We start from the raw sequence: 22,669 nt of genomic DNA on the forward strand, positions 1-22,669 counted from the left end.
TTTGATTAAGTTAAAAAAAATCAAACAAATCAGATACCCTCCTTTTTATTAAATATCTATAGCTTCATGTTTTAAAATATTTTTAAACACTGTTAATAAATTAAATGCTGGTTTCCATAAAAAATCTCTGCTTTGACACAGAGACTTTTTATTTTAATAATTCATTTATTGCTGCTTTACGCCCTCTTCATCTACTTCACGAACAGTGCCTGTTTCTGTATTTAACACTTCAAACTCGATACGACGGTTTTTAAACTGACCTTCAGGCGTTGCATTATCTGCCACGGGCTGTTCCGAACCATAACCTACTGCCTGTAACTGAGCTGGATCAACACCTTGTTGCACCAAGTAATCGACAACGGCTTGTGCCCGTTTTTGTGATAGTGCTTTATTTGCTGCAGCATCCCCCACAGCATCGGTGTGACCTTTAACCGTTAGATGCACTTGTGATGCACGTTTAATCAGCGCAGCTGCTTGATCTAAAATCGATTTATTGGCATCAGGAATATTGGCACTTGCGGTATCAAAGTTGATAATTTGCAGATTCAGGGCTGTTGCAATATCTAATGCACGAACTTGCTCTGGATTAATTGCAGCCAAGGCTTTTTCCGCATTGGTATTACCTTCACTAATTGCCATATTGTTATCAATAGGTGTCGAAGCAGCAGTCGTTGCTTGCGTCATTACTGTCATGTTTTTAACCAGTGGCTTAATTTTAGTTGCCAATTGTTCTGCATCAGTCGGATTTGCAGTCTGAATAGAAAGCTGATCTCCCATCCAGATTATGGATGCATTTGGAACCCCTTTAACCAATTTCAAGACACTTGGAATGGCATTTTGGTCAATAAATTCTGTATGATAACTTGGGTTGCTTTCAACACCACAACCAATATTGTGATTAAAAATTTGTTTAATTTCTTTCTGCAGAATATCGATATAACTGGCATTGCCAGAATATAACTGACATGTGGTTAAATCTCCTGTCGAACCCGTGCTGAGTTGTAATTTTGCTGGCTCACTGGTGGCAGTCTGTGCAGGCACACCGCTTGCAGACTCAGTTTCCTTCTTATCAGAACAAGCTCTAAACATTAAAGCCAGTAGTGCAGCCAAAATAATGAAACCAATAAGCGGCAATAAAAAACTCGGTTTCTTTTTTTCTTCTACCACTACATGCGTTTCAGGGGCCTGATGTAAGGAATGTCCAGATGCCAGTCCTACGCCTAAAGCACTTAAAAGCACTGGTGCCCAATGTGGCAAGGCACTCGATACAGCAGGCCAATGCGTTTCAATCAAATGCACAATGGCACTTGGCTCAGAAGAACCCGCTTCAGTTTCTAAAAAATTTAATGTCGGTGCTATAGAATGGTTTAAGGTAGATTCAATTGCTCCAGTTGGAACCGTTCCTGAAACCTGTTCTAAAAACTCCTCTTTTAAACCGGGATTTGTTGAAAATACGTCACTTAATCTCGGGTTTAATTGACTCTGCAAATTTCCAATAAGTTCTGGCTTAGATTTGAAAATTGCCAATAAAATAGGAAAAAAACTGCTTAATGCTTGACTCTTCTCGCTTAGATATTCCGTTTCGCCTTCAAGAACAATTGCAGATACTTTCTGCTTCAATAAAGCAATCAAATTAATATTCATCCATTATTCCTTTTATTCTGGTCTTATCATGGGTATTTTTAGTTTATCTGCTCATTTTTCAGACAGTGTAATTAATTGTATTATTTGAATACTCTTATTTTTTTCAGCAATAAAAAAGCCAGCCGAAGCTGACTTTTATAAATCATAAAAAAATATTAAATCAATTAAGCCACAAAAGTTTGGACCACTTTACCCACTACTTTTTGATTAATAAGCGGTGTATTTTTACCTTGTGAAAGAATGGAATCTTTAGAAACTATCCATTCAAGTTTAGGATCAACCAAGATCCAACCTGCTTCTTCAGTCCAGCGATTGACCATATTCGCCACTCTTGCCGGTGCAAGCGTAACTTTTTCCACCCATTCTAAAGGCTCGAACAGGCCTTCATTAATCATTTGAATACCAAACGCCACATAAGTATCAAAAGCAGTTATACCGGGTTGTGTTTCAGCAAACGGAGCTAATTTTGCAGAGCTGCTAAGCGGTTCATGATGAGTACAAATCGCATCAATCACACCATCTTTTACGCCCTGACGTAATAGCCGTTTATCTTTTTCAGCACGCAGTGGCGGTCGTACATGTGCCAAAGAATTAAAGCCGTCGGTTAAACTTTCGGTTAAATGCAATTGATGCATCGCTACATCCGCAGTCACAGGCAAGCCTTTGTCTTTTGCAATTTTGATCAATTCAACAGATGCACCACAAGATAACAACCCAAAATGTGCACGCACTTTGGTTGCTTCAATCATAAGCAAATATTTTGCAATCGCAACGGTTTCAGCCAATGCTGGAATCGTAGGCAAGCCTTGGCGTGAGGCAACAAAACCTTCATGCGCACAGCCATCTTTGGCAATTTGGTGTTCTTCTGCATAAAACACCACAGTCATGCCTAAACCTGCTGCATATTCTAGGGTACGGATGACCACATCATCATCCGCAAACGGCGCATTGGCATTCGAAACAGCAGTACAACCGCCTTTTTTTAAGCCTGCCATGTTTGCAGGCTGTTTGCCTTGCAAACCTTGTGTTTGTGCACCAATTACTTGTAGATAAATACCGCCATCCAGCATGGCTTTTTCAACCAGACCATGAATCAACGCACCATTATCTTGTACGATTGGTTTTGAGTCTGGCGGCGTAAAGACATGCAAAATACCATTTTCACGCGCAGCCTTTCCTTCAGATTTCAAAGTGCCATGCTGTTGCTGACCTGGTTCACGCAACCGTGCACATAAATCGACCATGGTTGGCATTAACCATTGACCTTGACCATCAATGCTTTCACTAACCGTATCAGTTGCCGCAACCAGTTTGCCGTTTTCGATAAATACCGTTTGTACGCGATCCGTTTGCTTGACTGGATCGAAGACACGGACATTTTCAATTTTTACAATACTCATGACTTTACCTTATCCCGCAATCGCTTCAATTAAACCTTTTTCCTGCAACTGACCTTGCATAGAAAGCGCAAGTACCGCCATACGTACCGCAATACCATTGGTCACTTGCTGCAAAATAACCGCTTGCGGGCCATCAGCAATACTGGAATCAATTTCTACACCCCGGTTCATTGGACCTGGATGCATTACGATGCAATTGGGTTTAGCCATGGCCAAACGCTCTTTGTTCAAACCGTACATTTTGTAGAATTCAGCTTGTGAAGCCAATGCGGGAGAATCAATACGTTCATTTTGAATGCGTAAAGTAATAATCACGTCGCAATCTTTAATCCCTGCTTCCATGTCATTGAACAGGCGAACATCTTCTCCATATTCTTCAAAACCATAAGGCAGCAAGGTATTCGGCGCAATCACGCGAATGTCTTTACAGCCTAAAGTTTGCAATGCGGCTACATCTGAACGTGCTACACGTGAATGTTTAATATCACCAATAATGGCCACACTTAAAGCTTCGAATGACTTTTTGGTTTCACGGCGAATGGTCAACATATCCAGCATCGCTTGAGTCGGATGCGCATGACGGCCATCGCCTGCGTTAATAATCGCAACATGGGGGCAAACGGTTTGTGCAATAAAATGTGCTGCACCTGAAGATGAATGACGAACCACGAAAATATCCGCTGCCATCGCTTCAAGATTCCACAAGGTATCTCGTAATGTTTCACCTTTTGATGTACTTGAACGTGCTATATCAATGTTCAGTACGTTGGCTGATAAACGTTTTGCCGCTGCTTCAAAAGTGGTACGGGTACGGGTCGAGTTTTCAAAGAACAAATTCATGACCGTACGACCTTCTAATAAAGGAGTCGTTATCAGTTGATTTTGATCATTAAAAAAGGAATTGGCTGTATCAAGAATTTTGGTCAGGGTTTCTTTTGAAAGACCGTCAATGGTCAAGAAATGTTTGAGATTACCCTGTTGATTGAGTTGAATCTGGCTCGGAGTATGCAATGCCGCCAAGTGCATGAGAGATTCCCGTTCAGTTAAGTTGAACTATTATACAGATATTCCCCTAGGGTTGGCAGTTGAAGTTTTCAGCATTTGGCTCATTTTTTTGCAGCAGAAAATTTATTAAATAAAAGTAAGAGATTAGTTTTACCAGTTTCTCTGTTTCAATACCTGTCTGGTTAAACTCAATGGATAGATCGTTGATTAAAATTAGGCTTTAAATCACCTGGAGTATTTAAAGCCTAAAAACTTAACGCAATGCACCAATATAGTGATGTGACACTTGAGCACGATAAATTTCTTCTTCAGTTACTTCTGTTTCATAGATGTCCTGTACTGTTTCATTCACCTCAATTTGATTAGCTGCAACGTCTATCCCCATTAAAGAACGCAAACGTTCAGCTTGCCGTTGTAATTCTGAATCATTCGTAGACAGCGCAACATCAATCACATATTTGGCATATGCATGATTTTCTACCAGATACATGACATCTATTACCCGCCCACTCACACGCCTTAATCGGGTATACAGCAGTGTCGCAACAGAAAAAACTTCAGAACGGTTCAAAAAATTATTTCCAGTCATATCTTCCATTTAGTACCCCTTCAAAATCAAAAATGATGACAAATAGCAGTTAAAGTCAAAATCACATGACTCATAACCTATAAGCAGGGTTATCAGCAAAATACATACCACTTATGCACGCTTAATAGATAAAAATCATATATTTCCTTATCAAGCCCAAGCTTTGCCCTAATTTATAAACTTTTCAGGGCTAAAATACGTTAAAATGATAGATTGCTTAGCTGCTTTTGGAAATTTGCATGAATTCGAAACTACGTCTTTCTACATACTGGGTCACCTGTGCAGATGGGCTTGAAACCTTACTCCAAGAAGAATTGGAAGGTTTAGGTGTTCAAAATATTGAACGCTTTCCAGGACGTTTAGTTTTCCAAGGCACGCTAGAAAATGCATACCGTATTTGTATGTGGTCACGTTTGGCTTCTCGTGTACTGACGCCTATTCATACCCATGAATTAGAGTTCACACATGATGCACGTGATGTGGCCGAAGAATTGTATGAAGGTGCAATGAACTTTGACTGGTCACTTATTTTTGCAACACAAAGTACATTTGCCATTCGCTTACACGTTGAACGTGACATCAAAGTAAATACTCAATTTGCGACGTTACGGGTAAAAGATGGTGTGGTCGATTCCTTTATGGAAGCTGTAGGCAAACGCCCAAGCATCGACATCAAACAACCTGAAATTACTTTATACGTACTTGCTGGTAAAACTCAGCATACCTATTGCCTGGATTTATCAGGTGATTCTTTACATAAACGCGGCTATCGTCATTTCATGACCGATGCCCCGATTAAAGAAAATCTTGCAGCAGCAATTCTGCAGAAAGCCAAATTAATCGAACGAAATCCTGACATTATTTTAGATCCAATGTGTGGTTCGGGAACTTTCATCATTGAATCTCTCATGATGCTGACCGATCGTGCACCAGGTTTAGTCCGCCGTTTTGGTTTCAGTGGCTGGAATGGCCATGACCATGATTTATGGATGTCGATTAAAGCTGAAGCAGCTGAACGCCATCAAGCTGCATTAGAAAAACCACTCCCTCAGTTCTATGCGTATGATGCTGACTGGGAAGCGGTGAAAGCAACCAAGCAAAATATTATTGCAGCGGGCTTTGAAGCAATACTCGATCAAATCAAAATTGAAGAACGTACCCTTGCAGATTGGCCGGATTTCCAAGCTGAAGGAAAAACTTCGTTTATCGTGACCAACCCACCGTATGGTGAGCGTTTAGGTGAAAAAGCTTCAAACCGTGCCTTGTACTTAGGCTTATCGGCTCTTTTACAAAAGAACTTCCCGAATCAATATGCTGCAGTGATTGCTGCACAAGTTGAACAAGCCGATGTACTCGCGTTCAACGATCCGCAAATTCTGCGTTTGATGAATGGTAAGCTTCCTATTTATGTACGTTTCGGCACCATCAAACCTGCTGCTGCAAGTCAGCCTTTCCTGGCAACTTGGCAACCGCAACAGTTTGAGCCAATTGAAGGTGCTGAGGATTTTACCAACCGTTTGCAAAAGAATATTCAAGCCTTGAAAAAATGGGCTGTTAAAGAAAATATCTATTGCTTGCGTTTGTACGATGCAGATTTACCTGACTTTAATGTCGCGGTGGATTTGTATGGCGACCGTCTGCATGTGCAAGAATATGCGCCGCCAAAAACCATTGATCCTGAAAAAGCAAAAAAACGCTTCAACTTGGCTTTGGCATCTATTCGTGCAATCACTGGTTTAGGCCGCGATGCGATCTTTATTAAAACCCGTGCCCGTCAAGAAGGTAAAACTCAGTACGAAAAACAAAGTACTGCTTCTAAGCGTTTTATCGTGCAAGAAGGCAAAGCCAAACTTTTAGTCAATTTAACTGACTATTTAGATACCGGTTTATTCCTTGATCATCGTCAAATGCGTTTACGTATTGCTGCGGAAGCCAAAGGCAAACACTTCTTGAACCTGTACAGTTATACCTCTACCGCCAGTGTTCATGCAGCTTTAGGCGGTGCAGCAAGTACAACAAGTGTCGATTTATCCAATACCTACTTGAATTGGTCTAAAGAAAACTTTGTACTTAATGGCTTGACGGTAGATCATGCGGATGAACAGCACCAATTCTTCTCGAGTGACTGTTTTGAATGGTTAAAAGAAGGTCATGAACAATATGACCTGATCTTCATTGATCCACCAACATTCTCAAATTCGAAAAAGTTCTACGGTACTTTTGACGTACAGCGTGACCACAATTCATTGCTTAAACGTGCCATGAACCGTTTAACCACTGAAGGCACCTTGTATTTCTCGAATAATTATCGTGGTTTCGAAATGGATGAAGAAGTTCAAGCCATGTTCGATGTGCAAGAAATTACCAGTGAAACCATTGGCCTAGATTTCAAACGCAATACCAAAATCCATAAAGCCTGGAAAATCAAACATCACCCAATCTAATGATGGTTTGAATGAAATAATACATATTGAGATGAAACAGTTTATCGTTTCATCTCAATGGTAATACCTTCATGATAATTCATTCGCAAATTATCTGATTGATTCACTGTGTCAAATAAGCGAATGGTTGAATGAGTACGGGCTTGCTTTTCATTCAACATTAATTGTTCAGTCGCTTTTTTCTTCTGCATCTGATAATCGGATAATGCCGTTTCGTCGATAGTCTGCTTTTGAATATCTTGATTGTTCTGGTCACTTAAAACTTTACTTTCTTTTTTCTGCTTATCAACCGGTTGCTTAACACTATTTTGAACACGTTGAATACTCTCAGCATCAAGATGCTGAGAATCACTCCTTTGCTCTGACAATTTATGGTCAGTTAGAGGAACTTCTGCATAACAGCATGAGCAAATGATTAGCAACCCACTCATGACAACTAACTTTTTCCGAGAAGGGGGATAAAAACTTTTTTTATTTTTCATCTTCACACTGGCCTCTCCTTTTTTATTTTTCATCATGAACGCTAGCAATTTTTATATATAACAACAATGTGCTTTCGGTACTTCCCGATATTCTGTATACAACAAGAATATACTTATTTCTTGCACTTAGAATAAAGTAGCGCTTTGTTGTGGTTTAGGCGGCACATCTGGCAAACTTTTTTTTAGATCATGCCTTAATTTAAAAATTTCTTTTCGCCATATTTATATTCAACGCCTATCTTTAAGACATCGCCCTCTCGTTTGGCTTGCACCGCTTGCTGCATGCTATTCAGCATGTGTTCAAGTTCTTGATCAGATAATGTTTTACTGCCTTGTTGCAAATAATTACCCAGCAGGGTCTTCATGATCTGTTTATCATATTCAATATTGGCCTGATACTCGATTAAACTGGGTGCCATTTTAACCAAGCTGGTAAATGAAGTTTGATGACCGGGCATCACCTTGCCACTCAAGCTTGCTTTAGCATACCCTTCACCCAAATTAATCTGATTATCTTGCGATTCAAAAGTAAAACCTTCATTTATAATAGATAAAAAGCTGTCTGCCAATTCTTTCGACAACTCATCTTTAACTATACATACCTCACTATTTTTTTCCAATAAATCGAAGAAAGCCTGTATTTTTTGCTTGTTCAATGCTTTCAGATTGAAATTCATTTGTAACTTTTGAAAAGTCGGTATTTTGTGCATGACCACTTCTTTAATATTCAGTTGGGTATCAAAATCCACTTTATGTTTATCAATATCCGTATTCATCAGCAAAGCAAAATCCTTAAATTCACCGCTGCCGAATTGTTGCATATTTCGATCAGTGCGTTTAATCGAAGCAATATTCAGACGGGTTTCCCCTTCATCAAAGGTAGAGTTTAAGCCCTGAGTGGTTTCAAACTCTACTTCTCGTATCTCTAGATGCCCCAATTTATCACTAACAGTCATATTCGGTATTTGCAATTTCGCATTGAGTATCTTTAATTGATCGCCTTTTGATTTTGCATCCATTTTAAAAGTCATTGGATCAATTCGGGCCTGTATATCTTCATTATTTTTCTCAAACACGGGTGTCGTCAATGAAGAATGCACCACACCCAGCCAATCAATCTTGGTTTGAGCAGTTAAAGGCTGGTTGAGCATTTTTTGAAATACCTCATTGCCTTGCTGTAAATTAATTTTAGATTCAATATGATAACCATTCCAACTGCGTTTAATTTTATCCGTTCCTGTAAGCCTCAAAACATCTTTAGGTTTACACGGATCAAATATGAATTGAGCTGCCCAGTCTGCAGAACCCTGCATTGCACCCATATTGAAATTTTTATATTGAATCGAAACTAAATTGGTTTTTTGATTCTGCTGATAATATGAATTTAAACTTTTATCTGCATACAAATTCCCTCCTACAGCAGCCGTTGCAAATACAATCAGACCACCCAAACCCCATATTAATTTTGACATCACCTGTCTCATTTTTTGATTATTTTGTAAACGAGTATAAATTAAAAAATGAGAATTAATATGATTTTTTTAACCAACTATTCATACCCAATCACATTGCATGATTGGGCAAGACTAAATATCCGTTAAATACGTCCCACTTCAAAATAACTACTTTTATTATGTTCAAAGCTCGTACAGGGATTACCTTTAAAACTATGAGAATAATGTTTGGCTTGAATCATCTAAGAGATGGTATTGCTCATCCAATAAATACGCGGATCATTATTTTCCCAAGTAATAAAAAGGCTTGTTTACGATACAATTTAGTTTGTTGCTTAGCATGCAAAATCGGAATGGCAAATACATATTGTGGTTCGCAATGACATAAAGCACTATGAATCATCAAATATTTAAAAGCATTATTTTTTCAGCAAAGATAAAACCTCTTTGAATGCCGACATAAACTTTATAAAAAGGTTAAATGACTTTTACAGGCAATGAATAATCGATGAGACGCGTTTATTTAAAAGCTTTTTGATTCTACAAGCCAAACCGACTACCTGATTATGCTGCTCATACATGAGATAAAAATCATTCATGTTCATGCCCAGCCAAAAGGGATGATTGAATTCAGGCAAACCTGAAAAATCATCATTCGGTAAAAATTTATAAGGCTGTTTCATGGGTCAGATAAATGCACCGACTGCATTTACTTAACTCACATTCATTTGCTAAAAACAATAGAATTCAAATTTTTCCGGTTTTTTCGCTTGCCACACCGTAAGGGTACGAATATCGTCATAATAAAAGGGTTTGGGAAAGCCCTTATGCTCATGGTGCAAAATATTGCATGCGACAATATTACCTTCTAAAACTATACTTTTAAAAATAGTCTCCAGTGGAGTTTCATCATAGACATCATCCATCAGTAGACGCAACACTTTATTACCGCAATCTGCAACAACCTCGGGTTGACCAGTGATCAAAACGCTCGCGCCAACCCAGCTTTCTCATACTGACCACTTGTGCAGGATTTCCCTCCGGTACAATCAACTTGATATCTGGACGATTGTATTGGGCATGACGAGATAACTTGGATAACGTTTAAAAGCCAAAGTCATGCCATTACTCGGCATGATTTCCGCAATCAATTATACCCGTTGCTTATAATCAGCTGCCGCAGTTGTAGAACGCACCAAAAATTCGGTTCATTTTTCGAGCATTCAATTAATTATCCTTGCCGTTGTATGCTTACACCATGTTTAAGCTCATCATATAAATCCATATATTGAAGAAATTACAATCAAGTTAAATCATCTTCCAAGAAAAAGACTCGGATTTAAAAATCCGAGTCAGGGATTATTTCAAGCGCATAGTGGTGCACTTCAAATACTCATCTAGGCATTAAATTTAATCAGGTCATTAATTTAATTTCATTTTTTCAAATTCAAGATGACCATGTTCACCTTTAATCAAAATCGTGTCGCCAGGTAGAAAATCTCCGCTCAATATTTTTTGTGCCAAGGTGTTTTCCACTTGTTGCTGAATCGCGCGTTTCAGTGGACGTGCCCCATATACCGGATCAAAACCAGCATCAATCAATTGATCAAATGCACTATCATCCACAGAAAGACGCATGTCTTTTTCGCTTAAACGCGAACGTAAACGATTCAACTGAATATCTGCAATGCCACGAATTTGTGCTTTTTTCAATGAATGGAATACCACCAATTCATCAATACGGTTAATGAATTCTGGACGGAAGTGTTGTGATACAGCATCCATTACAACTGCCCGAACTTCATCATCGGTTGCACTATCACCCAGTTCACGCACATCCTGCGAACCCAAGTTAGAGGTCAAAACTATGACTGTATTTTTAAAATCGACCACCCGACCTTGAGAGTCAGTCAAACGACCATCATCAAGAACTTGCAGCAAGATGTTAAACACATCCGGATGCGCTTTTTCTACCTCATCAAACAACACTACACTATAAGGTTTACGACGCACAGCTTCGGTTAATACGCCGCCTTCTTCATAGCCAACGTATCCTGGAGGCGCACCGACTAAACGACTGACAGAATGCTTCTCCATAAATTCACTCATGTCGATACGAACCATGGCATCGTCACTGTCGAAAAGGAAATTCGCCAAGGCCTTGGTTAATTCAGTTTTACCCACCCCTGTCGGTCCAAGGAACAGGAATGAACCACTTGGACGATTTGGATCAGACAAGCCGGCACGTGAACGACGTACAGCATTAGAAACTGCAACTACCGCTTCATCTTGCCCAATTACACGGTTATGTAAGAAATCTTCCATTTGAAGTAGTTTTTCACGTTCGCCTTGCAACATTTTCGCCACTGGAATGCCAGTTGCAGCGCTAACTACTTCTGCAATCTCATTCTCGGTTACTTTGGTACGTATGAGTTTTGGCTCTTCATTGTTTTCTTCAGCCACTTCTTCAGCTTCAAGCCGTTTTTGCAATTCAGGAATCACTCCATATTGCAAACGGCTGGCTTCAGCTAAGTCACCTTCGCGTTGTGCTTTTTCAAAAGCCGTACGTGCTTTATCCAATTCGACTTGTGCTTGGCTTGTGCCTTCAACCAATCTTTTCTCAGCAATCCACTGTTCTTCCAAATCACTATATTCACGCTGCACTTCTTCGATTTGTTTTTCCAGATGCGATACTTCGGCTTTACTGACTGAATCAGCATCCTGTTTTACCGCTTCCAACTGCATTTTCAACTGAATTAAACGACGATCTAAACGGTCAAGCGGCTCAGGTTTTGAGTCAATTTCCATTTTTATCCGTGAAGCAGCTTCATCAATCAAATCAATGGCTTTATCGGGTAATTGACGGTCGGTAATATAACGATGCGACATTTTTGCAGCAGCAATAATGGCTGAATCTAGAATCTGTACACCATGGTGCGTTGCATATTTCTCTTTCAAACCACGAAGAATCGCAATGGTATCTTCAACACTCGGTTCATCAACCAAAACTTTCTGGAAACGACGTTCTAACGCGGCATCTTTCTCAATGAATTGGCGATATTCATCCAAAGTTGTTGCGCCAACACAATGCAGCTCGCCACGTGCCAATGCGGGTTTCAGCATATTCCCTGCATCCATGGCTCCCTCACCTTTACCGGCACCGACAAGGGTATGCAATTCATCAATAAAGAGAATGATTTCGCCTTCATATTTGGCCAGATCTTTCAGGAGCGCTTTTAAACGCTCTTCGAACTCGCCACGATATTTTGCCCCGGCCAATAATGAACCCAAATCCAAAGATAAAACACGTTTACCTTTTAAGCCTTCCGGGACTTCTCCATTGACAATTCGTTGGGCTAAACCTTCTACAATCGCAGTTTTACCAACACCCGGTTCACCAATGAGTACCGGGTTATTTTTAGTACGTCGTGACAAGACCTGAATGGTACGACGAATTTCTTCATCACGCCCAATCACTGGATCCAATTTGCCTGACATAGCACGTTCAGTTAAATCAATGGTGTATTTATTGAGTGAATCACGTTGATCTTCGTGGGTATTACTCATGACTTTTTCACCACCTCGAATATTTTCAATTGCTTTACGTAAGCCTGTCGATGTTACGCCTACACTATTCAGTAAAGTTTTGGTTGCACCTGTTTCAGCTAAACTGAGCAATACCCAGTCGGTCGATAAAAATTCATCTCCGGCTTTTTGTGCATAGCTGTCTGCAAGATTTAAAGCACGTACCGCTTCAGGATTAAGATTGATATCTCCTGTTGGATTGGCAATGGTTGCTGCATCATTCAATGCTTGTTGCAGCTTGGTCTGAAGATCGCGTAGATTTGCCCCGGCCTGTTGTAACAAGCTGATATTGGCAGGCTCCTGTAATAGCGCTGATAAAATATGAATACCTTCGATTGAAGTATTGTCTTTACCCATTGCTAAAGATTGAGCATCTGATAAAGCTTGCTGCAGGCGATTTGTAAATTTTTCAAAACGCATTCTTATTTTCCTCACAACAAATTTTGTACTTGGATAATAGATGGGAATGGTTTGATATTTTTCAATATAATTTCTTAAAAAATATTTTAATTTTCAAAGACTAAAGAAATAAAAATAAAACTTGGATCTCAATTATAATATGGGTATGTATTTGTTTTTTTTCAAGCTGAATTTGATATCTTCTGTATCAAATTCTATTTAAAGCCTCTTTCATCACAATGTTCAAGATATTTCAATAGATTACCAGATATCTATAAGACGCAAGTTTAAAAAATGATATAGGTGATTTTAATTTATATAAGCAGCTTATTGGATTGATCCAAACTTTATTCAGTGAAAATTCAAAGATGGAATTAAACGAAGCAAACAACATAGTAAGTCTTTTTAAATGGTGGATTTGAAGCACACAAATTATTTTTTATAAAATATTCTTCAGTTTTACTATTCATGTAAAACGGCAATTCACTGATGAATTGCCGTTATTTTTATTATACTGCTTCAATAATTTCAAAATCGTGGGTGATTTCAACGCCGCCATCAGATAGCATTTTACTGGCTGAACAGTATTTTTCAGCAGAAAGTTCAACTGCCTTAGCCACCTGTTTTTCTTTTACTGCTTTACCTGTTACAACAAAGTGTAAATGAATTTTGGTGAATACGGCAGGAATCGTATCGGCACGATCAGCATTTAACTGACATACCACCCCTGTCACATCTTGGCGTGATTTCTTTAAAATAGTCACAATATCAAAGGAAGCACAGCCACCAAGTCCCATTAATATCAGCTCCATGGGACGTGGACCACGGTTTTCACCACCATATGCCTCAGCACCATCCATGACAATTTGGTGACCACTTTCTGATTTTGCTTCAAAAGCAACATTCTCTAGCCAATGTACGCTTGTTTGCATTGCAACTACCTGAAAAAAGCTATAAATTTACGAAGTACCTGTACACTAACATAAATTGAGTTGATAAGGAATTTCATCTCTTCTATGTGACAAGTTCATTTTAGGTCTGTGCGATCTATTACTTATCCATATTCGGAACCGTTAGCATGACTGCAAGCTTTTCACAACTTAGTACCGATGCACTTTCTCCTGGTCAATTACCAGAGTCAGTGAAAGCATTATTAAAACGTGCATATATTAATCGCTATCCAAAACGTACTGCCATTATCGACGCAGGCACTGAATCAAAATCACTTTATTTAATTTTAAAAGGTTCAGTATCCATTATTTTACGTGAAGATGATGACCGTGAAATCGTGGTTGCGTATTTGAATGCGGGAGACTTTTTTGGGGAAATGGGTCTTTTTGAAGAGAATCCACAACGTACTGCGGAAGTTCGTACCCGGGACGTCTGTGAAATTGCCGAAATCACCTATGATAACTTTCACGAGTTAAGCAAACAGTATCCAGATCTGAGCTATGCTGTATTTGCTCAACTTGTCCGTCGCTTAAAAAATACAACTCGTAAAGTGACTGACCTGGCATTTATTGATGTCTCTGGCCGTATTGCACGTTGTTTAATCGACCTTTCTTCGCAACCAGAAGCTATGATATTACCAAATGGCAGACAAATCCGTATTACACGTCAAGAAATTGGCCGTATTGTCGGTTGTTCTCGTGAAATGGTGGGTCGTGTTTTAAAAACGCTTGAAGAACAAGGCATGATCGAAACGGATGGTAAAGCCATTCTTATTTTTGATGTTTCAACTGAAGATGCAAATGTAGTTACAGATGAGCTTGAAGAAGAATAATTTTTTTTGATTGTTTGCGTATAAGAAAAGCAAATCTTAGGGTTTGCTTTTTTTATACATTGATTTTTACCCTGACCCTTTTGTAAATTTTATGACAATTTTAAAACTATTCATGATTTAACGATGATCAAAAAATCAGTTAGGCTTAAATCATTTAAAATTTCCTGATAAATATTCAAGGACCACGCCATATGCAACTCAAACCTTTAGCCAATACAGGCATTCTAGTTCCTGAAATTTGTTTAGGCACGATGACTTTTGGTGAGCAAAACACCCAAACAGAGGCCTTTCAACAACTTGAATATGCTTTAGACCAAGGCTTGTTTTTTTGGGACACTGCTGAAATGTATCCCGTCCCACCAAAGCCTGAAACGCAAGGTGCAACGGAAACCATCTTGGGAAATTGGATTGCAGAGCGCGGTAATCGAGATCAGCTTTTTATTGCTTCAAAAATTGCGGGCCCTTCACAAGGCGGCAGTCACATCCGTGATGGACAAACTCGCTTTACCTCTACAGAGATCAGCTCTGCCATAGATGGCTCCTTAAAACGCTTGCAAAGCGATTATATCGACCTCTATCAACTGCATTGGCCACAACGCCCGACCAATTTCTTTGGCAAGCTCGGTTATGGTAATGAGGAAGCCCAAAACAACAAAGAAGTTACCGCGCTAGAGGAAACCTTAACAGCGCTAAGTAATGAGATTAGGAAAGGGCGTATTCGTTATATTGGTCTTTCCAATGAAACGCCTTGGGGAACTATGAAATTCCTACACTTAGCAGAAAAACTAGGTTTGGAAAAATTTGTCAGTGTACAAAACCCATATAACCTATTAAACCGGACTTATGAAATTGGCATGTCAGAAATTGCCCATTATGAAAATGTGGGACTGCTTGCCTATTCACCTTTAGCGTTTGGTTATTTGACTGGAAAATTCCGTAATGGCGCTCGCCCTGCAGATGCACGTGTCACCCTTTTTTCGCGTTTTAGCCGCTATAGCAATCCAGAAAGTGAATGGGCAACAGAACAATATGCGCAGCTTGCTGAACGGCATGGCTTAAGCCTGACCCAACTGTCCTTGGCATTTATCAAACAGCAGTTTTTTGTGACCAGCACCATTATTGGAGCAACAAGCCTGGATCAACTCAAAGAAAATATCCAAGCGTTTGAAATTGACCTATCGGCAGAAGTTTTACAAGGTATTGAAGCTATTCACCGTCAACAGCCGAATCCTGCGCCCTGAACAAAGAGTAAAGCACTGCTTTATTCTTTGTTCAGTATTTAAATAAATACTTTTAAACTAATTTAAAAGCTACAAATAAAAAGGATGCATATCGCATCCTTTTTTAATGAGCCAAGAACCGATTAACGTTTGTTATAAATCGCTTGTGCGGCTGGCAAGTTTTTACGCATAGCTTCAATACGCTGGCTATTTGAAGGGTGAGTAGACAAGAATGAAGTACCGCCCGCACCGTCCAATTTATTCATTTTTTCCCACAGGGTAATAGCAGCTTGTGGGTTATAACCAGCACGCGCCATCAGCATTAAACCGCCTTGATCTGCACGGCTTTCCAGACTACGCGAATATGGCAAACCTACGCCCACTTGCGCGCCCAACTGAGCAGCCGCACTGCCCAACTGACCCACATTACTTCCCGCAGCGCTTAGGCCAATGCTTAAAGCCAAGTCAGTTAATGCTTGTTGACCAATTTTATTTTTAGAGTGTTCCTCTAAAGCATGCACCATTTCGTGACCCATGACTGCCGCAATTTCTGCATCAGTCAGGTTTAATTTATTCACGATACCAGTATAGAACACCACTTTACCACCCGGTGCTACATACGCATTCACCTGATCCGATTTTAGAACAGCCAGTTTCCAGTCAAACTTTTGACCTGTTTGATTGATCTGATCGCCATAAGGTTTTAAACGTAAAAATACCGCATTAATGCGTTTATAAGTCGCTGAAGTTGTATCTAAGGTTTTATTGGCACTCGCTTCCTGAACTGTTTTATTAAAGCCTTGTGCTGCCGCTACATTTAATGTCGATGAATCCGCCCCTGCCATTTCTGCTACAGTAGTACAACCTGAAATAGTAATCACACTAGCTGCACACAAACTTAAAACGAGTTTGCTATTCATTATAATAATCTCCACCTTGAAAACAGATATCAGTTTTAAGCAGATTATAGGGCAATAATAGATAAGCTTTAAATTATTATTCCATCCATATTCATATCATTTATGTAACTGTAGTTATTTAAGAAACTGAAAACTAAGCCAATAAATAAGACATAAAAAATTCAAAACCAAATATACTTGGCATAATGGTTTAATTTTTTGTTCAAGCTGCTCATTTTTTCTTTTAAAAAATAAAATAGCATTTTGTATGAGAATTAATGGAACTAAAATGCAGGCAATAATTACACTTAAACCAATAAATGCATTATAGATAATATTGGGATCTTGCGTTTGTGCCTGAATGATCAGCATCGCAATAGTCGGTGCTCCGCCCATAGCAAATAGTAAGGAATAAAATATTGTTCCTGAAATATTTTTATGCATCTAGCATAACCTTTCATTTATCTTATGAGGGGTATTCTAACAAGCACCAGCTATTTAAACAGTCTTCTCTGATGCAACTTTAGTCTTGGCAAAATTTCCCTCATCAATTTAATGCCTGCTATTTAAGAAATTGACTGACATTTTTTGGATTCATCCTGTGATTTGATAAGCAAAAACATCATTCGCAACTTGAGCAAGAACAAAACCATGCTTTGCTTACAGCGCAAGGCAAAACTAAATTTAAACAGTAAAACCTCTCAGCTCATCAGCATTAGCTCACTGGTTTGCCTCATATGTCTCGAAATAATTCATACAAAAAAGCCTCGTATTTAGCGAGGCTTTTTTGATCTATTTCAATATTTTAAATTAAGCATCAAACGGATGTCGCAGTACAATTGTTTCTGCACGGTCAGGACCTGTTGAAATGATATCAATTGGACATTCAATCAACTGTTCAATACGTTTGACATAAGCAATCGCATTCGCAGGTAATTGAGCAACATCAGTTGCACCCACTGTAGACTCAGACCAACCTGGCATAGATTCATAAATTGGTTTTAAGGTTTCAAATGCAAGCGCATCGGAAGAACCGACACAACCAGAATCTGCCGCTTCGTAACCCACACAGATTTTTACTTCTTCTAAACCATCAAGAACGTCAAGTTTAGTTAAGCAAATACCTGAAAGTGAGTTTACATCTACTGAACGACGTAAAATTTCAGCATCGAACCAACCACAACGGCGTTGACGACCAGTTGAAGCACCAAACTCATGACCAATCGTACCCAAATGTTTACCAATTTGGTCGCCTGTGTCATTTGCAGCATCGTAAACCAATTCCGTTGGGAATGGACCCGCACCTACACGCGTTGTATAAGCTTTGGTAATGCCTAGTACATAGTCAAGATGCAAAGGACCAAGACCTGAACCTGAGCTTACGCCACCAGCAGTTGTGTTTGAAGATGTTACATACGGGTACGTACCGTGGTCTACATCAAGGAGTGAACCTTGCGCGCCTTCAAACATAATGTTGTCGCCGTTTTTACGGTAATTGTGCAATTCCGTAGTTACGTCCACAACCAGTGGAGTAACGACTTCACGCCATTGGTCGCAAAGTGCCAGCACATCTTCTAATTTAACCGCTTCAACACCATAGTATTGAGTTAACTGGAAGTTATGGTAATCCAGAAGTTCAGCAAGCTGAGCTTTAAGATGCTCACCACCACGAACAAGGTCCGCAACACGGATTGCACGGCGTGCAACTTTGTCTTCATAGGCTGGACCAATACCACGCCCCGTAGTACCGATTTTCGCATTGCCACGTTTCTTCTCACGCGCTTGGTCAAGTGCAATGTGGTTCGGCAAAATTAACGGACAGTTTGGAGAGATGCGTAGACGTTCTTTAACTGGGACACCTTCTTTTTCAAGAATATCCATCTCTTTGATGAGCGCTTCAGGAGAAAGAACCACACCGTTACCAATTAAGCACAATACGTTTTCACGTAAAATACCAGATGGAATGAGGTGTAATACAGTTTTCTTACCACCAACCACAAGTGTATGACCTGCGTTGTGTCCGCCTTGGTAACGAACTACCGCAGCCGCTTGATCTGTGAGCAGGTCAACGATTTTACCTTTACCTTCGTCGCCCCATTGGGTACCAAGTACCACAACATTCTTGCCCATAATAGCCTCATTGCATCATGCTGTTAAAATTGAAAACTTGAATTAGTTAATCATACCAATTCACATCATTAAATCTTTTCGACTGTCCACTCACCTGCCACATTCACCAATTGATGCGTTGCATGCGGTACCGAGTTTAAACTGTCGTTGCCGAGTAATTGAATTACACCAAAGCCTTGTGTACGCGCATTTGAAATTGCCTTAAGCAAATCTGCGTCTGTACCCTTCGGTGCAACAACTACATTTAAATCTTTAAATTGACCTGCGCTTAAGGCATATAAGTCGCACGAAAAACCGGTAGCAGGACGTGCACGACCAAAATGCTCACCAATCCCATCATAACGTCCACCTTGAGCCAGTGGTGCTGCACGGTTTGGTGCATATACTGCATACATTAGACCAGTGTGATAATGGTATGAGCGCAACTCTACAACATCTATACCAATATGCAGATTTGGCCAACGTAACTGAATCTCGACTTGTGTCGTTTTCAAAGCCTCAAATGCTTGCTTGAATGCTTCATCGGCAAAAATTTCAGCACTTAAATTGGCTCGTAATGCATCCAGGTCACTTGAATAACGACCTAGGGTATAAAAATCTGCACCAAATTTTAATTCTTGGGTAAATTCTGCAAGTTCAGGTAAGGCTTTACGTTGATAAAGGTCTGAAAGACGACTTTCAACAGCTTTGGTCAAACCCGCATGTCTCACTAAACTACGGAATAGACCGACATGACCCAAATCCAGATGGATCCCATCTGCCAAGCCCGCCGTTTCGATCAGACTCAGCATAACGTCAACCATTTCAACGTCTGCATCAATACTGTCTGAACCGAAAAGCTCCGCACCTAATTGCAGGGGTGCACGTGTGGTATTAAACCCTTGAGGTTTAGTGTGTAAAACCGTGCCAGCGTAGCAATAACGCGCCACCCCTTCGACTGGATGTACATGCGCATCAATACGAGCCACTTGTGGTGTCATATCGGCACGCACACCAAGTAAACGACCTGATAATTGATCGATGACTTTAAAAGTGGCTAAGTCTAAATCTTGATTCGATTCTGAAAGAGAAGATAGAGATTCGATGTATTCAATAAATGGCGTGTACACCAATTGATAACCTCGAGATGCGAGGAAATCTAGTGCGTTACGACGCAAAGTTTCAATCACTTGCGCCTGTTCTGGTAATACATCAGCTACACCATCAGGTAATAACCATGTCTCTGAAATGGGCATGTTGTAAACCTAAATTCTGTCAGAGCGGAAGTTATCCGCATAAAAAAATCGGGAGCACACCCGATTTCTCCTAGTCTAGCACGATAGTTTTAGCTGTGCATCTGACTTTTTCACAAAAAATAGCGGAATACTTATTGTTTAATCAGACAAAAATACTTCAATTCATTCAAAGCGGCTATAATGCTCAAAAATGACTCTAAAACTGTTTATTATTTTATTATCACCTCAAAGGCAATTTAGTGGTTGGTTCAATCTTTTGTAATAGAATTTCAGTTTTCATATTTTGCAGACCTGAAATTTTATTTAAATGATAAATCTCAAACTTACGGTATGCATCCAAATAGCCACTACAATTCATAAGAAAAAGTCACAATCCCCTGCCATCAACTGACATTCCATGACTTCATGGCATATCCTGAATCGCATCTACAAACCAGTCGACTGTTATTTAACTTCAAAGAATGAAATTATATGGAGGGGCGATCCGAGGAATTAACTGCCTTTGTCAATAAACCGACCAATTCGGCATTTTGCAACTCTACCTGGCTCAGCTTGGTTGTGGTTTTATCAATCACTTCTTGCTGAATATGCATTTTTTTGGCTAAGTCCTGCATAATTTCCAAGGTTTTTTTGAGATTTTCTTCCAAATGGATCACTTTTTTTTCGAGTTGCTGATTTAGCTGGATTTCACTGAGTGCAGCACCCTGATTGGTAAATTGCGCCCAAATCAAAAAGATCACTGCTATAGCTAAAAGGAGAATAAATCCCCAAACAAATATCAACATAGGTGCGCCGCTCACGTTATGGATTCATGACTTATCTTTGCCATGAATCGAAAAATTTAAATTTAAAAGCTTATAATTTTCATATAGTAATTAAAAATTATTATAAAATTAACCGTGCTCGGTTTTATATTTATTATAAACATTATTATGAGCCGAGTTTTGGTCGGTAATCGCTGCCCCTGATCATAATTTACAACATAAAATAGAACTTCGTGGCAGTCTATTTATCCTACTGAAAGCAAGATATTTACTCAACAATTTACCGATCATTCGAACAAATTAATAATAATTGAGCTACAGATCTCACCTTACACCCTTGCGCTGTAAAATCCGCTCATTTTTTAAAGGCAATAAAATTAAAGAAGCTATTTCACAACTAGCTTTTAAAGCAAGATCTGTCCCATTTTATCGGCTAAATGACTCGCATAAGTCCAGCAAACGATTGGCATAACCCCACTCATTATCATACCAGGCAAATACTTTCGCTTGATGTCCAACCACCATGGTTTGGCTTAAATCTACAATTAAAGAATACGGTGAATGATTAAAATCAGACGATACTAAAGCTTCGTCTGTCACATCCATAATTTCAGCATAATCATAGCGTGCCGACTTGACCAAAACCTCATTAATTTTGTGCACTGTGACATGTGATTGGGCAACAAAAGTCAAATCAATAGCAGCGACATTAATGGTGGGTACACGAATGGAATAACCATCAATCCGGTCTTCCATTTTTGGCATTACACGTTTTAATGCACCTAATGCTGAAGATGTGGTTGGAATAATATTTTGCCCCGAAGCCCGTGCACGACGCAAGTCACGATGTGCATGATCTAGTACCGATTGATCAGCCGTTACTGCATGAATTTCTGTCATTAAAGCGGTATTAATTCCAAAAGCATCATCAATGATTTTAACTAAAGGAACCAAGGCTTGCGTAGTACAGGACACGCTGGAAATAATTTGATCCGTTGCTTTAACTTCATGATGATTGACTCCATACACAATGGCTGCATCCACACTGTCAAAAGGTGCAGCACCAATAATGACCCGTTTCGCCCCTGCTGTTACATGTCTGGTTGCCGCTTCACGTGAACGGAACAAACCTGTACATTCAAGTACCACATCAATATTTAAATCACCCCAAGGCAAGAGCTCAGGTTGTTCCTGACAAAACACCTGTACTTTTAATTGCGCTAAACCCGCTGAAATATGCAAAAAAATCTGTTCATTTTCCAGCGACACTTCGACTTTGCCTTTAAAGCGTCCGTGGGTAGTATCGTACTTAAACAAATGAACTAAAGTCTCTACATCTGCAACATCATTAATCGCAACAATATTAAAATGAAAATCCTTGGGATTTTCAAACCAGGCACGTAACACATTACGACCAATTCGCCCGAAACCATTAATGGCTACTCGTTGCATCAGATATCCTTAATTCTTGAGGAGATGTAAACACAGGCTATGTTAATGGATTTCGACCGAAACCCGATACCATTTCTTCACGAATCTTTATTTAATACAGTAACGTCAACCACATTATATGACACTTAATAAAGTGGTTTTATCAAAAATCAGCATCAGAAAAAGCAAGCTAAAAATATTCATT

Annotated in this window: 19 protein-coding genes and 1 pseudogene; 3 read left to right on the forward strand and 17 right to left on the reverse strand. The window is 39.5% G+C overall.

The genetic code is table 11. From position 1 onward, the window contains the following. Positions 1 to 165: 165 nt before the first annotated feature. The 4 genes from AC3CAU_RS02795 to AC3CAU_RS02810 all read right to left on the reverse strand — a co-directional run bounded on the left by AC3CAU_RS02795 (position 166) and on the right by AC3CAU_RS02810 (position 4,647). Positions 166 to 1,644, reverse strand: coding sequence for an OmpA family protein (locus AC3CAU_RS02795; RefSeq protein ID WP_447053282.1), 1,479 nt, complete (start codon positions 1,642 to 1,644; stop codon positions 166 to 168). A 164-nt stretch (positions 1,645 to 1,808) separates the two neighbouring features. After that, complete coding sequence (locus tag AC3CAU_RS02800; RefSeq protein WP_447053283.1) at positions 1,809 to 3,044, reverse strand: dihydroorotase; 1,236 nt, start codon at positions 3,042 to 3,044, stop codon at positions 1,809 to 1,811. A 9-nt stretch (positions 3,045 to 3,053) separates the two neighbouring features. Further along, positions 3,054 to 4,070 (reverse strand): aspartate carbamoyltransferase catalytic subunit, encoded by a 1,017-nt coding sequence (locus AC3CAU_RS02805; protein ID WP_447053284.1) that lies wholly within the window; start codon positions 4,068 to 4,070, stop codon positions 3,054 to 3,056. A gap of 232 nt (positions 4,071 to 4,302) precedes the next feature. Next, complete coding sequence (locus AC3CAU_RS02810) at positions 4,303 to 4,647, reverse strand: hypothetical protein (protein ID WP_447053285.1); 345 nt, start codon at positions 4,645 to 4,647, stop codon at positions 4,303 to 4,305. Between the two features lie 230 nt (positions 4,648 to 4,877). Between AC3CAU_RS02810 and rlmKL the strand changes: the two genes are divergently transcribed. After that, a complete protein-coding gene (rlmKL, locus tag AC3CAU_RS02815; protein WP_447053286.1) occupies positions 4,878 to 7,082 on the forward strand; it encodes a bifunctional 23S rRNA (guanine(2069)-N(7))-methyltransferase RlmK/23S rRNA (guanine(2445)-N(2))-methyltransferase RlmL in 2,205 nt (734 codons plus the stop codon). A gap of 41 nt (positions 7,083 to 7,123) precedes the next feature. On the opposite strand, the gene AC3CAU_RS02820 is transcribed toward rlmKL, so the two are convergent. From AC3CAU_RS02820 to AC3CAU_RS02845, 6 genes are all read right to left on the reverse strand, one after another. After that, positions 7,124 to 7,600 carry a hypothetical protein gene (locus tag AC3CAU_RS02820; RefSeq protein ID WP_488368417.1) on the reverse strand — a complete coding sequence of 159 codons (477 nt, stop codon included), beginning with the start codon at positions 7,598 to 7,600 and terminating at the stop codon, positions 7,124 to 7,126. Positions 7,601 to 7,758: 158 nt separating this feature from the next. Beyond that, positions 7,759 to 9,036 carry a DUF945 family protein gene (locus tag AC3CAU_RS02825; RefSeq protein ID WP_424621659.1) on the reverse strand — a complete coding sequence of 426 codons (1,278 nt, stop codon included), beginning with the start codon at positions 9,034 to 9,036 and terminating at the stop codon, positions 7,759 to 7,761. Positions 9,037 to 9,506: 470 nt separating this feature from the next. Then, positions 9,507 to 9,701: a hypothetical protein gene (locus AC3CAU_RS02830; protein WP_447053288.1), complete on the reverse strand. Its 195-nt coding sequence runs from the start codon at positions 9,699 to 9,701 to the stop codon at positions 9,507 to 9,509. Positions 9,702 to 9,749: 48 nt separating this feature from the next. After that, positions 9,750 to 10,004, reverse strand: coding sequence for a hypothetical protein (locus AC3CAU_RS02835; RefSeq protein WP_447053289.1), 255 nt, complete (start codon positions 10,002 to 10,004; stop codon positions 9,750 to 9,752). A gap of 436 nt (positions 10,005 to 10,440) precedes the next feature. After that, on the reverse strand, positions 10,441 to 13,023 hold the full coding sequence (gene clpB, locus AC3CAU_RS02840; protein ID WP_131215819.1) for an ATP-dependent chaperone ClpB: 2,583 nt from the start codon (positions 13,021 to 13,023) through the stop codon (positions 10,441 to 10,443). A gap of 488 nt (positions 13,024 to 13,511) precedes the next feature. Then, positions 13,512 to 13,934: an OsmC family protein gene (locus AC3CAU_RS02845; RefSeq protein ID WP_131215822.1), complete on the reverse strand. Its 423-nt coding sequence runs from the start codon at positions 13,932 to 13,934 to the stop codon at positions 13,512 to 13,514. Positions 13,935 to 14,080: 146 nt separating this feature from the next. On the opposite strand from AC3CAU_RS02845, the gene crp reads away from it, so the two are divergent. Together crp and AC3CAU_RS02855 are read left to right on the forward strand one after the other, a co-directional pair. Continuing rightward, complete coding sequence (gene crp / locus AC3CAU_RS02850; RefSeq protein WP_447053290.1) at positions 14,081 to 14,785, forward strand: cAMP-activated global transcriptional regulator CRP; 705 nt, start codon at positions 14,081 to 14,083, stop codon at positions 14,783 to 14,785. Positions 14,786 to 14,976: 191 nt separating this feature from the next. Beyond that, a complete protein-coding gene (locus AC3CAU_RS02855) occupies positions 14,977 to 16,026 on the forward strand; it encodes an NADP(H)-dependent aldo-keto reductase (protein ID WP_447053291.1) in 1,050 nt (349 codons plus the stop codon). Positions 16,027 to 16,148: 122 nt separating this feature from the next. Here AC3CAU_RS02855 and AC3CAU_RS02860 read toward each other — a convergent pair whose 3' ends face one another. The 7 genes and pseudogenes from AC3CAU_RS02860 to AC3CAU_RS02890 form a co-directional block, all read right to left on the reverse strand. Next, complete coding sequence (locus tag AC3CAU_RS02860; protein WP_131215828.1) at positions 16,149 to 16,925, reverse strand: M48 family metallopeptidase; 777 nt, start codon at positions 16,923 to 16,925, stop codon at positions 16,149 to 16,151. Between the two features lie 114 nt (positions 16,926 to 17,039). Next, the gene (locus AC3CAU_RS02865) at positions 17,040 to 17,348 is read right to left on the reverse strand and encodes a hypothetical protein (RefSeq protein ID WP_131215831.1); all 309 of its coding nucleotides are present in this window, start codon (positions 17,346 to 17,348) and stop codon (positions 17,040 to 17,042) included. A 366-nt stretch (positions 17,349 to 17,714) separates the two neighbouring features. Further along, positions 17,715 to 19,034 (reverse strand): adenylosuccinate synthase, encoded by a 1,320-nt coding sequence (locus tag AC3CAU_RS02870; RefSeq protein WP_424621444.1) that lies wholly within the window; start codon positions 19,032 to 19,034, stop codon positions 17,715 to 17,717. Positions 19,035 to 19,102: 68 nt separating this feature from the next. Next, entirely contained in the window at positions 19,103 to 20,269 is a 1,167-nt protein-coding gene (locus AC3CAU_RS02875) for an ATP phosphoribosyltransferase regulatory subunit (RefSeq protein ID WP_424621442.1), read from the reverse strand. A 220-nt stretch (positions 20,270 to 20,489) separates the two neighbouring features. Next, positions 20,490 to 20,711 (reverse strand): annotated as a pseudogene (locus AC3CAU_RS02880) (Lrp/AsnC ligand binding domain-containing protein); the annotation flags it as partial. A 25-nt stretch (positions 20,712 to 20,736) separates the two neighbouring features. Next, positions 20,737 to 21,054: a hypothetical protein gene (locus AC3CAU_RS02885; RefSeq protein WP_424621449.1), complete on the reverse strand. Its 318-nt coding sequence runs from the start codon at positions 21,052 to 21,054 to the stop codon at positions 20,737 to 20,739. 405 nt (positions 21,055 to 21,459) lie between these two features. Continuing rightward, positions 21,460 to 22,485 carry a type I glyceraldehyde-3-phosphate dehydrogenase gene (locus AC3CAU_RS02890; RefSeq protein WP_424621440.1) on the reverse strand — a complete coding sequence of 342 codons (1,026 nt, stop codon included), beginning with the start codon at positions 22,483 to 22,485 and terminating at the stop codon, positions 21,460 to 21,462. Positions 22,486 to 22,669: the final 184 nt, after the last annotated feature.

It is taken from the genome of Acinetobacter sp. GG23, assembly GCF_057766365.1.

Bases quoted from the DNA above. Each gene is read 5' to 3' on its own strand.
- AC3CAU_RS02795 (WP_447053282.1), bottom strand. From the start codon at position 1,644: ATGAATATTAATTTGATTGCTTTATTGAAGCAGAAAGTATCTGCAATT.
- AC3CAU_RS02800 (WP_447053283.1), bottom strand. From the start codon at position 3,044: ATGAGTATTGTAAAAATTGAAAATGTCCGTGTCTTCGATCCAGTCAAG.
- AC3CAU_RS02805 (WP_447053284.1), bottom strand. From the start codon at position 4,070: ATGCACTTGGCGGCATTGCATACTCCGAGCCAGATTCAACTCAATCAA.
- AC3CAU_RS02810 (WP_447053285.1), bottom strand. From the start codon at position 4,647: ATGGAAGATATGACTGGAAATAATTTTTTGAACCGTTCTGAAGTTTTT.
- rlmKL (WP_447053286.1), top strand. From the start codon at position 4,878: ATGAATTCGAAACTACGTCTTTCTACATACTGGGTCACCTGTGCAGAT.
- AC3CAU_RS02820 (WP_488368417.1), bottom strand. From the start codon at position 7,600: ATGATGAAAAATAAAAAAGGAGAGGCCAGTGTGAAGATGAAAAATAAA.
- AC3CAU_RS02825 (WP_424621659.1), bottom strand. From the start codon at position 9,036: ATGTCAAAATTAATATGGGGTTTGGGTGGTCTGATTGTATTTGCAACG.
- AC3CAU_RS02830 (WP_447053288.1), bottom strand. From the start codon at position 9,701: ATGAAACAGCCTTATAAATTTTTACCGAATGATGATTTTTCAGGTTTG.
- clpB (WP_131215819.1), bottom strand. From the start codon at position 13,023: ATGCGTTTTGAAAAATTTACAAATCGCCTGCAGCAAGCTTTATCAGAT.
- AC3CAU_RS02845 (WP_131215822.1), bottom strand. From the start codon at position 13,934: ATGCAAACAAGCGTACATTGGCTAGAGAATGTTGCTTTTGAAGCAAAA.
- crp (WP_447053290.1), top strand. From the start codon at position 14,081: ATGACTGCAAGCTTTTCACAACTTAGTACCGATGCACTTTCTCCTGGT.
- AC3CAU_RS02855 (WP_447053291.1), top strand. From the start codon at position 14,977: ATGCAACTCAAACCTTTAGCCAATACAGGCATTCTAGTTCCTGAAATT.
- AC3CAU_RS02860 (WP_131215828.1), bottom strand. From the start codon at position 16,925: ATGAATAGCAAACTCGTTTTAAGTTTGTGTGCAGCTAGTGTGATTACT.
- AC3CAU_RS02865 (WP_131215831.1), bottom strand. From the start codon at position 17,348: ATGCATAAAAATATTTCAGGAACAATATTTTATTCCTTACTATTTGCT.
- AC3CAU_RS02870 (WP_424621444.1), bottom strand. From the start codon at position 19,034: ATGGGCAAGAATGTTGTGGTACTTGGTACCCAATGGGGCGACGAAGGT.
- AC3CAU_RS02875 (WP_424621442.1), bottom strand. From the start codon at position 20,269: ATGCCCATTTCAGAGACATGGTTATTACCTGATGGTGTAGCTGATGTA.
- AC3CAU_RS02885 (WP_424621449.1), bottom strand. From the start codon at position 21,054: ATGTTGATATTTGTTTGGGGATTTATTCTCCTTTTAGCTATAGCAGTG.
- AC3CAU_RS02890 (WP_424621440.1), bottom strand. From the start codon at position 22,485: ATGCAACGAGTAGCCATTAATGGTTTCGGGCGAATTGGTCGTAATGTG.